Origin of the sequence: Aeromonas sp. R4-1 (assembly GCF_040908325.1) — a bacterium.
GTDB classification, from domain to species: Bacteria; Pseudomonadota; Gammaproteobacteria; order Enterobacterales; family Aeromonadaceae; genus Aeromonas; species Aeromonas veronii.
Genome location: NZ_JBFODM010000038.1, coordinates 106,860 through 121,072 on the forward strand (window position 1 = coordinate 106,860; position 14,213 = coordinate 121,072).

The window sequence follows — 14,213 nt, forward strand, 5'->3', positions numbered from 1 at the left end:
GCACCAAAACACTCAACTGGTATACCTATTTTTGTATATCTTTGAATTCTATCGAATTACCCCTGACGAGATATATAAATAGACACTTGATTTGCATCAATTGCCCGCCCCGACTGACTGGGTAGCCTAGTCCCAGAATGATGTTTTATTACTCCAAACTTGAGGCAACTATGAGCAAAGTCAGACTGGTCGTTGTGGGCAACGGCATGGTGGGGCACCGCTTCATCGAAGAGTTGATCGAGCGGGCCGACCCGGGCCGCTACGAGATCACCGTCTTCGGTGCAGAACCCCGTCCCGCCTACGATCGCGTCCATCTCTCCTCCTACTTCTCCCATCACACCAGCGAAGATCTCTCCCTCGTCAAACCCGGTTTCTACGACAAGCACGGCATCCGCCTACTGCTCGGCGAAGCAGTGAAAAAAATCGACAGGGCCAACCGCGAAGTGCACTCCAACAAGGGCACTGTGGTCGGATACGACAAGCTGGTGCTGGCCACCGGCTCCTACCCCTGGGTGCCGCCCATTGCGGGCAGTCAGCACCACGAGTGCTTCGTCTATCGCACCATCGAGGATCTGAAAGCCATTCGCAGCGCCGCCAAGAGTGGCAAGAGCGGGGTGGTGATCGGGGGCGGTCTGCTTGGCCTCGAAGCGGCCGGTGCCCTCAAGGCGCTGGGTCTCGAGACCCACGTGGTGGAGTTTGCTCCTGTGCTGATGGCCGAGCAGCTCGACGGTCAGGGCGGCCAGCTGCTGCGCCGCAAGATTGAATCCATGGGCGTGCAGGTACACACCAGCAAGAGCACCAGCGAGATCCTGATGCATGGCGGCGAGCAGGCGAAACACCGCCTCGCCTTTGCCGATGGCAGCCAGCTGGAAGTGGATGTGGTGGTCTTCTCCACCGGCATTCGCCCGCAAGATACTCTGGGCCGTTACGGTGATCTAGCTATCGCCGAGCGCGGCGGCATCGTCATCGACGATCACTGCCTCACCTCCGATCCCGACATCTACGCCATCGGCGAGTGCGCCGCCTGGCAGGGCCGCTTCTTCGGGCTGGTAGCGCCGGGCTACAAGATGGCCCAGATCACCGTCGACCATCTGCTCGGCGGCGACAGCCGCTTCGAGGGGGCGGACATGAGCGCCAAGCTCAAGCTGCTCGGCGTCTCCGTCGGCTCCATCGGTGATGCCCATGGCCGCACCCCGGGCAGCCACAGCTATGTGTTTCAGGACGATCAGGCCGGCGTCTACAAGAAGATCGTGGTGAGCGAAGACAACAGCCGATTGCTCGGCGCCGTGCTGGTGGGTGACGTGGAGGATTACGGCAACCTGCTGCAGATGATGCTCAACGCCCTGCCGCTACCGAGCCACCCGGATACCCTGATCCTGCCCGCCTACGCCGGTGCCAAGCCGACGCTGGGGGTGGATGCCCTGCCGGAAAGCGCCCAGATCTGCTCCTGCTTCGACGTCTCCAAGGGCGACATCGCCAAGGCGGTGGCCGAGGGTCACATCACGCTGGCCGCCATCAAGCAGCACACCAAGGCCGGTACCGGCTGTGGCGGCTGTGTGCCCCTCATCAGCCAGGTGCTCAACGCCGAGCTGGTGAAGCAGGGCATCGAGGTCAACAACCACCTCTGCGCCCACTTCCCCCACTCCCGTCAGGAGCTGTTCCATCTGGTCAAGGTGGAGGGGATCAAGAGCTTCGACGAGCTGCTGGCCAAGCACGGTCAGGGCTATGGCTGCGAGGTGTGCAAGCCGACCGTCGGCTCCATTCTCGCCTCCTGCTGGAACGAGCATGTGCTGAGCCCGCGCAACATCCCGCTGCAGGATACCAACGACATCTTCCTCGGCAACATGCAGAAGGACGGCAGCTACTCCGTCATCCCGCGCATGGCCGGTGGCGAAGTGACCCCGGCAGGGCTGCTGGCGGTGGCCGAAGTGGCCCGCGACTACAAGCTCTACACCAAGATCACCGGCGCCCAGCGCATCGGCCTGTTCGGGGCCCAGAAGGATGATCTGCCCGCCATCTGGCGCAAGCTGCTGGCAGCCGGTTTCGAGACAGGTCAGGCCTACGCCAAGGCACTGCGCATGGCCAAAACCTGCGTCGGCAGCACCTGGTGCCGCTTCGGCGTGCAGGACAGCGTCGGCCTCGGGGTCTTCCTCGAGAACCGCTACAAGGGTATTCGCACCCCGCACAAGATGAAGTTCGGCGTCTCCGGCTGTACCCGCGAATGTGCGGAAGCGCAGGGCAAGGATGTCGGCATCATCGCCACCGATGCGGGTTGGAACCTCTATGTGGGCGGCAACGGCGGCATGAAGCCGCGCCATGCCGATCTGCTGGCGTCTGACCTCGACCGCGAAACCCTCATCAAGCTGATCGACCGCTTTATGATGTTCTACGTCACCAGCGCCGACAAACTGCAGCGCACCTCGGTCTGGCTCGGCAATCTGGAAGGGGGCGTCGACTACCTGCGCGAGGTGATCGTCGACGACAAGCTGGGACTGGCCGAGACGCTCGAGCGCGATATCCAGACTCTCATCGACAGCTACGAGTGCGAATGGTCGCGCACCCTCAATGAAGAGGAGGCGCTCAAGCGCTTCAGCCACTTCATCAACAGCGACAAGCGCGACCCAGACGTTCAGTTCGTTGCCGAGCGCGACCAGCACCGACCGGCGACCCCGGCCGAGCGCATCCCCGTCTACCAGATCGAGGTGGAAACCAAATGATGAAATTCGCCTGCCAACTCAACGATATCCTGCCGGGAACCGGCGTCTGCGCTCTGATCGAGGGGCGTCAAATCGCCCTGTTCCGCCCGAGCGCGGCGGCCGAGGTGTTCGCCATAGACAACCGGGATCCCTTCTTCGCCGCCAACGTGCTGTCGCGGGGCCTGATCTGCGAACACGACGGCGAGATCTGGGTCGCCAGCCCGCTCAAGAAGCAGCGCTTTCGCCTGAGCGATGGCCACTGTTTCGACAACCCTGCGATGTCGGTTCAAAGCTATCCCGTTGAAGTGCGCGACCAGCAGGTCTGGGTCGCCGTCTAAAACCGATTTCACTCTCTTTCGGGCTGCCAGAGGGCAGCCCTTTCAAGGACTCACAAGATGTACACGGAAACCATCAACAAGTGCGCCGCCAACGCGGCCCGCATCAACCGCTTCGAGCGCAGCGACAAGCTCGGCTTCTGGCTCAGCTCCGCCATGGCGGGGGCCTATGTGGGCCTCGGCATCATCCTCATCTTCACCCTCGGCAATCTGGTGGATCCGAGCATCCGACCGCTGGTGATGGGTGCCACCTTCGGCATCGCCCTGACGCTGGTGATCATCGCCGGCTCCGAGCTGTTTACCGGCCACACCATGTTCCTCACCTTCGGGGTGAAGACGGGCAAGATCACCATGGCCGACCTGCTGCGCATCCTGCCGCAGACCTGGGTCGGCAACCTGATTGGCTCCATCGTGGTGGCGCTCATCTACTCCTACGGCGGCAGCCTGCTGCCGGACGCAGGCAGTCTGGCCCACAAGGTGGCGCTGGCCAAGACCCAGGCCCCGGCGCTGACCCTGTTTATGAAGGGGATCCTCTGCAACTGGTTGGTCTGCCTCGCCATCTGGATGGCGCTGCGCACCGAAGGGGCCGCCCGCTTCATCGCCATCTGGTGGTGCCTGCTGGCCTTTATCGCCTCCGGCTATGAGCACTCCATCGCCAACATGACCCTGTTCGCCCTCTCCTGGTTTGGCGCCCATTCCGAGGCCTACACCCTGGGCGGCATCGGCCACAACCTGCTGTGGGTGACCCTGGGCAACACCGTCTCCGGCGTCCTCTTTATGGGCCTCGGCTACTGGTATGCCACCCCGAAAGCTGAACGCCCGGTTGCAGTGAGCGAGACCACCAGCACCGCCAACCAGACCCGAACCGCCTGATCCGGAGGCCCCATGGACTACTTGCCCATCTTTTGCCGACTCGACAACAAACCCGTGCTGCTGGTCGGCGGCGGCGAGGTAGCGGAACGCAAGGCGCGCCTGCTGCTGGATGCCGGTGCTCGCCTCACCGTCGTGGCGCCCGAGCTCGACCCCGAGCTGGCGGAACTGGCTGCCAATGGCAACATCGAGTGGCTGGCCGGTGAATTTGTGCCGGAACAACTGGCGGGCAAGTGGCTGGTGGTGGCAGCAACCGATCGGCGCGAGGTGAATGCGCTGGTTTACCAGAGCGCCAACCGGGCGCGGATCTTTGCCAACGTGGTGGACGACCCGAAACGCTCCAGCTTCATCATGCCATCGATCATCGATCGCTCGCCGTTGATGGTGGCCATCTCCTCCGGCGGCAAGGCGCCTGTGCTGGCCCGCTTGCTGCGGGAAAAACTGGAAGCCCTGCTGCCGCAACATCTGGGGGCCGTGGCGGCCTTCGCCGGCAGCCTGCGGGAGCGGGTCAAGGCCCGCTTCGCCAGCATGGGCGAGCGGCGCCGCTTCTGGGAGCGGCTGCTCGGGGCGGATCGGCTCGGGCAGGCGCTGGCGCGGGGGGATAGCGCCTCTGCCCACCAGCTGGCCGACAACCTGTTTGCCGACGAAAGCCAGAGTGCTGGCGAAGTGGTGCTAGTGGGTGCCGGTCCCGGCGATCCGGGCCTGCTCACCCTGCACGCCCTGCGCCAGATGCAGCAGGCGGACGTGGTGGTCTATGACCGGCTGGTCTCCGACGAGGTGATGGCCCTGGTGCGCCGGGATGCCAAGCGCATCTTCGTCGGCAAGCAGGCGGGCAACCACTGCGTGCCGCAGGAGGGGATCAACCAGCTCTTGCTGGAGGAGGCGCAGAAGGGGCAACGGGTGGTGCGGCTCAAGGGGGGCGACCCCTTTATCTTCGGCCGTGGCGGCGAGGAGCTGGAGACGCTGGTCGGCAGCGGCATCGGTTTTCAGGTGGTGCCGGGGATCACTGCGGCCAGCGGCTGCGCCGCCTACGCCGGTATTCCGCTGACCCACCGCGATCACGCCCAGAGCGTGCGCTTCGTCACCGCCCACGGCAAGGGGGGCGCCCGGGATCTCGACTGGCCGCTACTCGCCAAGGACAAACAGACGCTGGTGTTCTACATGGGGCTCTCATCCTGCGCCACCATCCGCGAGCTGCTGCTGGCCCACGGCAAAGCAGGCAACACCCCGGTGGCGCTGATCGAGCGCGGCACCCAACCCTGCCAGCGGGTCATTCGCGGCACTCTCGATGAGCTACCCGCGCTGGCGGTGGGGGTCGAGAGCCCGGCGCTCATCATGGTGGGCTCGGTGGTCACTTTGGCCGACCAGCTCGCCTGGTTTGGCCAGGCCCCGCAGCGCCAGCGAGCCCTCGCCTGAGGGAGCCTCGGCAACTCACCATGAGGCCACCAGCAGGTGGCCTCACTTTTACCTCCCTCTTCTCCCATCACGGTCATAACCTGTTGTTTTAAGTCTGGTATCCTATGGGCATTGAGCCCTTGGCTACCATCTCAGGAATTCATCCCATGTCTCTTCCCATCAAGAACAGCGCCCGGCAGCGCGCGGATGACAGATCCCGCATTCTCACCCTGCTGCTGCGCGATGACGCCCTCACCGACAGCCTGCTCGACCCGCAGGTGGTGCAGGATGCCGAGCAGCGCGATCAGACCAGCGAACTCACCACACTGGTCAACGGGTTGCCCGCCGCCGACGTCGCCGATGCGCTGGAATCGCTGCCGCCCGATGAACGTCATGCCCTGTGGGCACTGGTGGAGGAAGAGAAGCGCGGCCAGACCCTGGTCGAAGCGTCGGAGACGGTGTGGGACAGCCTTATCAGCGGGATGAGCGACAAGGAGCTGCTGCACGCCCTGCGTACCCTGGATATCGACGATCAGATCTATCTGGGCCAGTACCTGCCGCGCAACCTGATGGGGCGGCTCCTCACCTATATGGCCCCCGCCGACCGGGATCGGGTGCGGGAGGTGATCCGCTACGGCAAGCACACCGTCGGCGCCATGATGGACTTCGAGATCATCACCATCCGCCCCGAGGTGAGTCTGGCCACGGTGCAGCGCTATCTGCGGCTGCGCGGCAAGATCCCCGCCAACACCGACAAGCTGTTCGTCATCGATCGGCGCAACCACCTGCTGGGGGAGCTGGCTCTTACCACAGTGCTGCTGCACAAACCCGCCACCCTGGTGAGCGACGTGATGGAGCGGGATCCGGTCACCTTCGATCCGGAGGATAACGACGAAGCGGCGGCCCGCACCTTCGAGCGGGATGACCTGCTCTCCGCCGCCGTGGTGGATGGCAAGGGCAAGCTGATGGGCCGCCTCACCGTCGAAGAGGTGGTGGATCTGGTCTATGAGGAGAGTGACACCGACCTGCGCCGGATGGGGGGTATCAGCGAGGATGAAGACGTGTTCGCCCCGGTCTCCAAGGCGGTCAAGACCCGCTGGGCCTGGCTTGCCATCAACCTCTGCACCGCCTTTGTCGCCTCGCGGGTGATCGGCCTGTTCGAGCACACCATCTCCCAACTGGTGGCACTGGCGGCCCTGATGCCCATCGTCGCCGGGATCGGCGGCAACACCGGCAACCAGACCATCACCATGATAGTGCGGGCGCTGGCGCTGCAGCACATTCAGGCGGGCAACCTCTCCTTCCTGCTGCTGCGGGAACTCGGGGTCGCCTTCATCAACGGGCTGGTGTGGGGCGGCACCATGGGCATTGCCACCTATCTGCTCTATCAGGATGCGGCGCTCGGCGCCGTGATGACCCTGGCCATGATGCTCAACCTGCTGGTGGCCGCCCTGATGGGAGTCATCATCCCCATGACCATGACCCGACTCGGCCGCGACCCGGCAGTCGGTGCCAGCGTGATGATCACCGCCATCACCGATACCGGCGGCTTCTTTATCTTCCTCGGGCTGGCGACCCTGTTCCTGCTGTAAACCGTGCGTTGAAAACAACAAGGGAGCCACTGGCTCCCTTGTTGTTTCAGGCGCGTTTGCCCGCCCCTGCCGTTGGGTTGCTTATCGCTTGTCAGCGGTGATCAGCAAGCCATTGGTGTCGGGGAAGCCGATGACCAGCGCCTCTTTTTTGGCATCCGCGGTAAAGGTGGTGACATAGGCAACGCTGTTATCCATCGCCCGGGCCAGAGCGGCATTCCAGAGGTTTTCGATCGGCGTGGCGGCAGCGGATTGCTTGAAGTTGCACTTGCCAAACCCGGTCATGGTCAGCTTGCTCAACCCGGCAGTGGCACTCCCCTCGCCCACCAGCGTACAACCTGCCGCCGGAAACTCGATCGCCACCGTCAGCTTGCCGCCGTTGTTGGTGGTATCCACCTTGCCCACCATGTCGCTGCTGAAGCCATCGCTGCCCGTGGCACTCCAGCTGGCCGTGGTCACCGCTTTGGTGGTCAGGGCCGTCACCGCCACATGACCGCTGAAACCGGAATAGATGGGGGAGTTGTCGGAGAACTTGGTGCCGGTTCGGGTGAAATCAAAAACCCAGCGCTTGATCTCCTTGCCCTGCAGATCGATGACCGGCTGATCCTGGAAGGTGATGAGGTTGTGGTCGTTGGTCACCGAGCTGAGCGCCGTGCTGGTGCCGAGCCGCTCGCTGTTGCGGATCAACTGCACCGGGTAGATCCCGTCTTTGTCGGCTTTCTGGTCAGCCTGACCCAGCCACTGGCTGTTGGTCTCGACCTTGCCCACCTGATGATCCACCCAGACACCCCAGTACTGCACGGTTTCACCCTTCGGGTAGACCAGCGCCAGACCATCCAGATCCTTGATCATGCGCGGCGTCGCCTTGTCGCCGTCGCGGCTCATCAGATTCGCTTGGTAAAGACCCGCCTCCGGCAGAGCCAGCGGCACCCGCTTGGCAATGCTGTTGGCAGCTTTTTCGCTGTCACAGGCAGACAGGGCCGCAGCGCAGGCGATGGCCAGCAGCGCTTTGTTGTGCATTTTCATGAGGTTTTATTCCTTGCTGTCGCTTTGTAATTTTTAGATGCAATCAATCGCCGCTGAATTTAAGGGAAAGGTCATCTATCAGTCGAATGGAGATCTGTAACCAACCATTACAGCCTCGCAGGAACGGCAGGCCGCGCAGCTTGCCCCGACCGCACTGCGGTGACGACAGGGTGACTCACGGCAGAAAAGCAGCGAGGGTCGCGACCCGAAAAAACAGATGAAAATCAGAGTTATAACTCTATTGACAGGAGGGTAATTAGCCCGAATTGCCAGCCTGCTCACAATCGGATTCTTTTGCTGTCGATAGAATGCACCACGCTGGCATACCCATAACAAGAGAATCCAACAATGAAAACCACCCTCAAACTGAGCGCGGTGGCAGTTATCTTTTTGCTGTCCGGCTGTGATGACAACAACTCTCAGGCCCCCGGTGATCTCACCCTGCGGCTGATCGAAACCTCTGATATCCACTCCAACCTACTGAGCTACGACTACTACCAGAACAAGCCGGATGCCTCGCTGGGCTTTGCCCGCACCGCTGTGCTGATCCGCAAGGCCCGCGAAGAGAACGCCAACAACTTGCTGATCGACAACGGCGACCTGATCCAGGGCACCCCGCTGGCGGACTATATCCACGACCAGCAGGTCAAACAGCAGTGGCTGAGCAAGCAAACCCACCCCGCCATCAAGGCGCTCAACACCATGAGCTATGATGTCGGCAACCTGGGTAACCACGAATTCAACTTCGGTCTCGACTTCCTCTCAGAGACCCTGAAAGGGGCCAACTACCCCTACATCAACGCCAACGTCTTCCAGGCCGATGCCTTCAGCCGTGATGGCAAGGGCACCATCGACTGGAGCAAGCAGAAGTTCAAACCCTATGTGGTGCTGGATCGTCAGGTGAAGGATGCCAACGGCAATACCCAGACCATCAAGGTCGGGGTGCTGGGCCTGACCCCGCCCCAGATCACCCAGTGGGACAAGCGCAATCTGGAGGGCAAGGTGGTGGTGGCCGATATGGTCGAGACCGCCGAGCACTATGTGCCCGAAATCCGCGCCAAGGGCGCTGACATCGTCGTGGTCGTGGCCCACACCGGCATCATCGGTGACCCGCGCGAACCCATGATGGAGAACGCCGCCCTGCCGCTGGCCAAGGTGAAAGGGGTCGATGCCCTGCTGCTGGGCCATGCCCACCGCACCTTCCCGGGCGACTACCCCAACATGACCGACGTGGACAACGAGAAAGGCACCCTGGCGGGCGTACCGACCGTGATGCCGGGCGTCTGGGGTAACCACCTCGGCATCATCGACCTGCACATGACCTGGAAAGAGGGTCGCTGGGAAGTGGCTTCCAGCCAGTCCCAGCTGCGCAAGATCGACAGCAGCGCCAGCAGCACCGAAGATCAGGCGGTAGTCGATCAGGTCATTGCCGAGCACGAGCAGGCCAACCAGTGGCTGGACGAGCCCCTCAGCAAGATCACCAAGCCGATCCACAGCTTCTTCGCGCTGGTGCAGGATGACCCCTCCATCCAGATCGTCAGCGACGCCCAGCTGTGGCATGCCAAGAAGCTGCAACAGGATGGTCAGCTCAAGGAGAAATGGCCCATCCTCTCCGCTGCCGCGCCATTCCGTGGCGGTCGCAACGGCCCGACCGACTTCACCTATGTACCGGCTGGCGATATCTCCCTGCGCAACGTGGCCGACCTCTATGTCTACCCCAACACCCTGCAGGTGGTCGCCATCAATGGCGCGACCGTACAGGAGTGGCTGGAGAAGAGCGCCGTCCAGTTCAACAAGATCGATGCCGCCAGTACCGCGACCCAGTGGCTGGTGAACGAGAAGTACCGCACCTACAACTTCGACGTGATCGACGGGGTGAACTATCAGGTCGATGTGACCAAACCCGCCCGTTACGATGTGGATGGCAACAAGGTGAGCGACAGCTATCGCATCACCAACCTGACCTATCAGGGCAAGGCGATCGACCCGGCCCAGATGTTCTACGTGGTGACCAACAACTACCGCGCCAGCGGTGGTGGCAACTTCCCGGGCATCAACGCCAAGGTGATCGTCCATGAAGATCAGTTCGAAACCCGCGAAGTGCTCTCCGAATACCTCAAGGATCTGGCAGAGAAGAATCCGGCCGGTTTCGAGCCCCCGGCAGACAACAACTGGCAGTTGGCCCCCCTGCCTGCCAATCTGGATCTGCGCATCTACAGCTCGCCACGCAGCGAGGCGCAAGCCCTGACCGGTGGCAAGCTGAACTATGTGGAGACGCTGCCGCCCACCGATGCCAAACACCCCGGCTTTGGTGTCTACAAGCTGGTGCTGGCACCCTGAGCCTCAGGGTTAATCCGGCAATAACCTCTGTAACCCCCTCCTGATACGAGGGGGTTTTTGATGGAGCTGACAAGGGGGTCAGCGCCTGTACGCCAACCACGACCTGCGGCAACTCGCGCAGCCCATTTATCCCTTCACGCCATTGTCACCCTCTGTCGAACCATCCAGCTCCCGGCTGGTCTGCCCTATCCCGCCCATAAAAAAACAGGCCCACCGAAGTGGGCCTGCAGTTATTTGCGTGGGTGGGAGTATCGCGATAGAGGGCGCTACTCCCGCTCCTTCACATAAGGTGTACCAAGTGCCTTGGGGGCCACCGCTCGGCCGATAAAACCGGCCAGCAGGAACACGGTCAGGATGTAGGGCAGAGCCTCGATGGCCTGCACCGGAATGGCGAAGCCACCGATGCTCACCCCTTGCAGCCGGATAGCGACCGCATCAAGGAAGCCGAACAGCAGACAGGCGGCCATGGCATTCCAGGGACGCCACTTGCCGAACACCAGCGCCGCCAGCGCCATAAAGCCCTTGCCCGCACTCATGTTGGGGATGAACTGGGCCGTCTGGGCCACCGCCAGATAGGTGCCACCGATACCGGCCAGCAGGCCGCCGATAAGGAGCGCGGTATAGCGCATCCGCACCACAGAGATACCGGCGGTATCGACCGCTGCGGGCGCCTCGCCCACCGCACGCAGACGCAGACCGAAGCGGGTACGGAACATCACCCACCAGGCCAGCGGTACGCAGGCGAACGCCACGTACTCCAGCAGGGAGTGGCCGCTCAGCAGCTCGCTGTAGAGCTGGCCGATCACCGGCACATCCCACAGCTCCTTGGCATAGGGCAGATCGATGGGGGCGAAACGGGCATCACCGGAGAGTGCCGGAGTCTGGCCACCCTGATCGAACCAGTAACGGCCCAGGGTGACGGTCAGACCGGCCGCCAGAATGTTGATGGCCATGCCGCTCACCACCTGATCTCCGCGATGGGTGATGGTGGCAAAACCGTGCATCAGGGCAAACAGGATGGAGACACCCACCCCGGCACCCAGACCTATCCAGGCAGAACCGAAGACCGCCGCCGCCGCACCACTGGCGAACGCCGCCGCCAGCAGTTTGCCTTCCAGCGCGATGTTGACCACCCCGGAGCGCTCGCAGAACATGCCCGCCATGGCGGCCAGAATAAGCGGCGGCGCGGTACGGATGGTCGCATCCAGCATCAGGATCAGAATTTCAAACATGATCAGACTCCTTTAGCTTGCGCGGCTGAGCGGTTGGCAAACGCCAGATAGAGCTGCTCGATGCGCGGACGCATCATGTGCTCAAGGGCGCCACAGAACAGGATCACCAGACCCTGCAACACCACCACGATGTTGCGGTCGACACCAAACTCGAAGCTGAGCTCGGCGCCCCCCTGATAGAGGAAACCGAACAGCAGGCTGGCGATGATGACGCCCACCGGATGGTTGCGCCCCATCAGCGCCACCGCGATACCGGTGAAGCCGAACCCTTCCACGAAGTTGAGCTTGATCTGGTGCAGCTCACCCTGCAGCACGTTGAGGGCGAAGAAGCCCGACAGCATGCCGGAGATGACCATCGCCAGGAGCACCACCTTGGGATAGGAGATACCGGCATAGGCGGAGGCGCTCTGGCTGGCGCCGACCGAGCGGATCTCGTAACCCCAGCGGGTGTGCCAGATAAAGACCCACACCAGCGCCGCACAGATCAGCGCCCAGAAGAAGCTGATATTGAGCGGGCTGTTAGGGATCTCCATCCCGAACAGGTTCGCCAGCCCGCTCATCTTGGGCAGCCAGCTTGCTTCGGCAAACACCTTGCTCTCGGTCGCCATCGAGCCGGGCGGCTTGAACACCTCCACCAGCAGATAGGCCATCAGCGAGGCGGCGATGAAGTTGAACATGATGGTGGTGATCACGATATGGCTGCCGCGCTTGGCTTGCAGCCAGGCCGGAATAAAGGCCCAGGCCGCACCGAACAGACCACCGGCAATGATGGAGAGCGGCAACAGCAGGGCAAACGGCAGCACATCGCCGAGCATCAGACAGACCAGACCGACACCGAGACCGCCGATATAGGCCTGACCTTCACCACCGATATTGAACAGACCGGCGTGGAAGGCGACCGCCACCGACAGACCGGTAAAGATAAAGCCGGTTGCGTAGTAGAGGGTGAAGCCGACCCCTTCACCTGTGCCGAACGCGCCGTACCACATGATCTTGGCGGCATCGACCGGGTTGATGTCGAGGTAGTAGAACAGGATGGCCGACACCAGGAAGGCCAGCAGGATGTTGACCGCAGACAAGACGCCTACGGAGACCCAGGCAGGAATACGTACTTGGCTCATCAGTGGGCCTCCTTAGCAACTTCGTCCGGCACTATGTTCGCCATCATCAGACCAATGGTGCGCTCATCCGCCTTGGCACCATCCAGCTCGCCGACAATGCGACCATCGGCAATGACCAGAATCCGGTCTGCGAGGCTCATGATCTCGTCCAGCTCCACCGAGACCAGCAGCACCGCCTTGCCCTTGTCGCGCATGGCGATGATCTGCTGGTGGATATATTCGATGGCGCCGATGTCAACCCCGCGGGTCGGCTGGCCGATCAACAGCACATCCGGGTCTTGCTCCACTTCACGGGCGATCACCAGCTTCTGCTGGTTGCCACCGGAGAAGTTGGCGGTCTTGTGATCGGGATGGGGCGGGCGCACGTCCCACTTCTCCATCTTGGCCTGGCAATCCTGCTGGATCGCCTCCTTGTTCTGCAGCCACCCCTTGTTGTATTGCGGGCGACGGTGATAACCGAGAATAAAGGCCTCTTTCGCCTCGAAGCGGTTGATCAGCCCCATCTTGTGGCGATCTTCCGGCACATGGCCGAGGCCGTAGTTGCGCACCAGCTCGGGATCAGCCGGGTGATCCGCGCTCACCTTGTGCACGCCACTGCGGCTGCTGATGGTAAAGCTGCCCTTGCTCGGCTTGAGAATACCGCCAAGCAAACTGAGCAGTTCGGACTGACCGTTGCCGGAGACCCCGGCGATGCCGACCACTTCACCGGCCCGCACCTCGAAGCTGACGGACTTGACCCGCTCCACCTTGCTGGCGTCGACGTAGCTGAGCCCTTCGATCTTCAGCTTGGCTTCACCGGGCTGGGTTGGCCCCTTGTCGACCTTGAGGCGCACCTTGCGGCCCACCATCAGTTCGGCCAGTTGCTCCTTGTCGGTATCCTTGGTGGCGACGTGGGCCACCATCTCGCCACGGCGCATGATGGAGACCTGATCGGTAATGGCCAGGATCTCCCGCAGCTTGTGGGTGATAAGGATGATGGTTGCCCCCTGATCCCGCAGCTTTTTCAGCACCTCGAACAGGTGATCCGCCTCTTGCGGGGTCAGTACTCCGGTCGGCTCGTCGAGGATCAGGATGCGGGCGCCGCGATAGAGCGCCTTGAGAATTTCAACCCGCTGTTGCAAACCCACCGGCAGATCTTCGACCTTCTCGTGCAACGGCACGTCGAGGCCATAATCCCGCGCCAGTTCGCCCAGCAGCTTTTCGGCTGACGCCACGCTCTGCTGAAGGTGCCAGCCGTTCTCAGCGCCGAGGATGACGTTTTCCAATACGGTGAAGTTGTTGACCAGCATGAAGTGCTGGTGAACCATGCCCACCCCTGCGGCAATCGCATCTTGTGAGCCATGGGGTTTGAAAGGATTCCCGTCGATCAGCATCTCGCCTTTGTCGGCATGGTAGAAACCATAAATGATGCTCATCAGGGTGGACTTACCGGCGCCATTTTCGCCGACAATGCCGTGGATACTGCCTTTGCGAACCTTAAGGTCGATCAGCTTGTTGGCGTACACTTCGCCGAACCGCTTATCGATACCTCTTAATTCGATGGCATAGCGATCTGTCTGGTCCATGATGCAGCCCTGCGTTTCATGAAATAAGACTAAAAACCGGCCCG

The 14,213-nt window shown here is 62.1% G+C and carries 10 protein-coding genes; 6 read left to right on the forward strand and 4 right to left on the reverse strand.

What is annotated here, in order from left to right; translation table 11 throughout:
• Positions 1–170 precede the first annotated feature (170 nt).
• From nirB to mgtE, 5 genes are all read left to right on the forward strand, one after another.
• Complete coding sequence (gene nirB, locus AB5Y90_RS06045; protein ID WP_368166664.1) at positions 171–2,717, forward strand: nitrite reductase large subunit NirB; 2,547 nt, start codon at positions 171–173, stop codon at positions 2,715–2,717.
• Positions 2,717–3,034 (forward strand): nitrite reductase small subunit NirD, encoded by a 318-nt coding sequence (nirD, locus tag AB5Y90_RS06050; protein WP_368166693.1) that lies wholly within the window; start codon positions 2,717–2,719, stop codon positions 3,032–3,034. The genes nirB and nirD overlap by 1 nt, the downstream gene beginning before the upstream one ends.
• A 57-nt stretch (positions 3,035–3,091) precedes the next feature.
• Positions 3,092–3,904: a nitrite transporter NirC gene (nirC, locus tag AB5Y90_RS06055; RefSeq protein ID WP_368166665.1), complete on the forward strand. Its 813-nt coding sequence runs from the start codon at positions 3,092–3,094 to the stop codon at positions 3,902–3,904.
• A gap of 12 nt (positions 3,905–3,916) precedes the next feature.
• Positions 3,917–5,317: a siroheme synthase CysG gene (gene cysG / locus AB5Y90_RS06060; RefSeq protein ID WP_368166666.1), complete on the forward strand. Its 1,401-nt coding sequence runs from the start codon at positions 3,917–3,919 to the stop codon at positions 5,315–5,317.
• Between the two features lie 146 nt (positions 5,318–5,463).
• A complete protein-coding gene (gene mgtE, locus AB5Y90_RS06065) occupies positions 5,464–6,888 on the forward strand; it encodes a magnesium transporter (protein WP_368166667.1) in 1,425 nt (474 codons plus the stop codon).
• An 81-nt stretch (positions 6,889–6,969) separates the two neighbouring features.
• Here the strand turns inward: mgtE and AB5Y90_RS06070 are convergent, their stop codons facing one another.
• Positions 6,970–7,911, reverse strand: coding sequence for a hypothetical protein (locus tag AB5Y90_RS06070; RefSeq protein WP_368166668.1), 942 nt, complete (start codon positions 7,909–7,911; stop codon positions 6,970–6,972).
• 348 nt (positions 7,912–8,259) lie between these two features.
• Between AB5Y90_RS06070 and AB5Y90_RS06075 the strand changes: the two genes are divergently transcribed.
• Positions 8,260–10,251, forward strand: a complete 1,992-nt coding sequence (locus AB5Y90_RS06075) for a bifunctional 2',3'-cyclic-nucleotide 2'-phosphodiesterase/3'-nucleotidase (RefSeq protein WP_021230729.1) — start codon at positions 8,260–8,262, stop codon at positions 10,249–10,251.
• A gap of 266 nt (positions 10,252–10,517) precedes the next feature.
• Here AB5Y90_RS06075 and AB5Y90_RS06080 read toward each other — a convergent pair whose 3' ends face one another.
• From AB5Y90_RS06080 to AB5Y90_RS06090, 3 genes are read right to left on the reverse strand one after another with little or no spacing between them, the layout of a single operon-like run.
• On the reverse strand, positions 10,518–11,483 hold the full coding sequence (locus AB5Y90_RS06080; protein ID WP_368166669.1) for an ABC transporter permease: 966 nt from the start codon (positions 11,481–11,483) through the stop codon (positions 10,518–10,520).
• 2 nt (positions 11,484–11,485) lie between these two features.
• Positions 11,486–12,604: an ABC transporter permease gene (locus AB5Y90_RS06085; RefSeq protein ID WP_368166670.1), complete on the reverse strand. Its 1,119-nt coding sequence runs from the start codon at positions 12,602–12,604 to the stop codon at positions 11,486–11,488.
• Positions 12,604–14,169: an ABC transporter ATP-binding protein gene (locus AB5Y90_RS06090; protein ID WP_368166671.1), complete on the reverse strand. Its 1,566-nt coding sequence runs from the start codon at positions 14,167–14,169 to the stop codon at positions 12,604–12,606. The genes AB5Y90_RS06085 and AB5Y90_RS06090 overlap by 1 nt, the downstream gene beginning before the upstream one ends.
• Between the last annotated feature and the right edge of the window lie 44 nt (positions 14,170–14,213).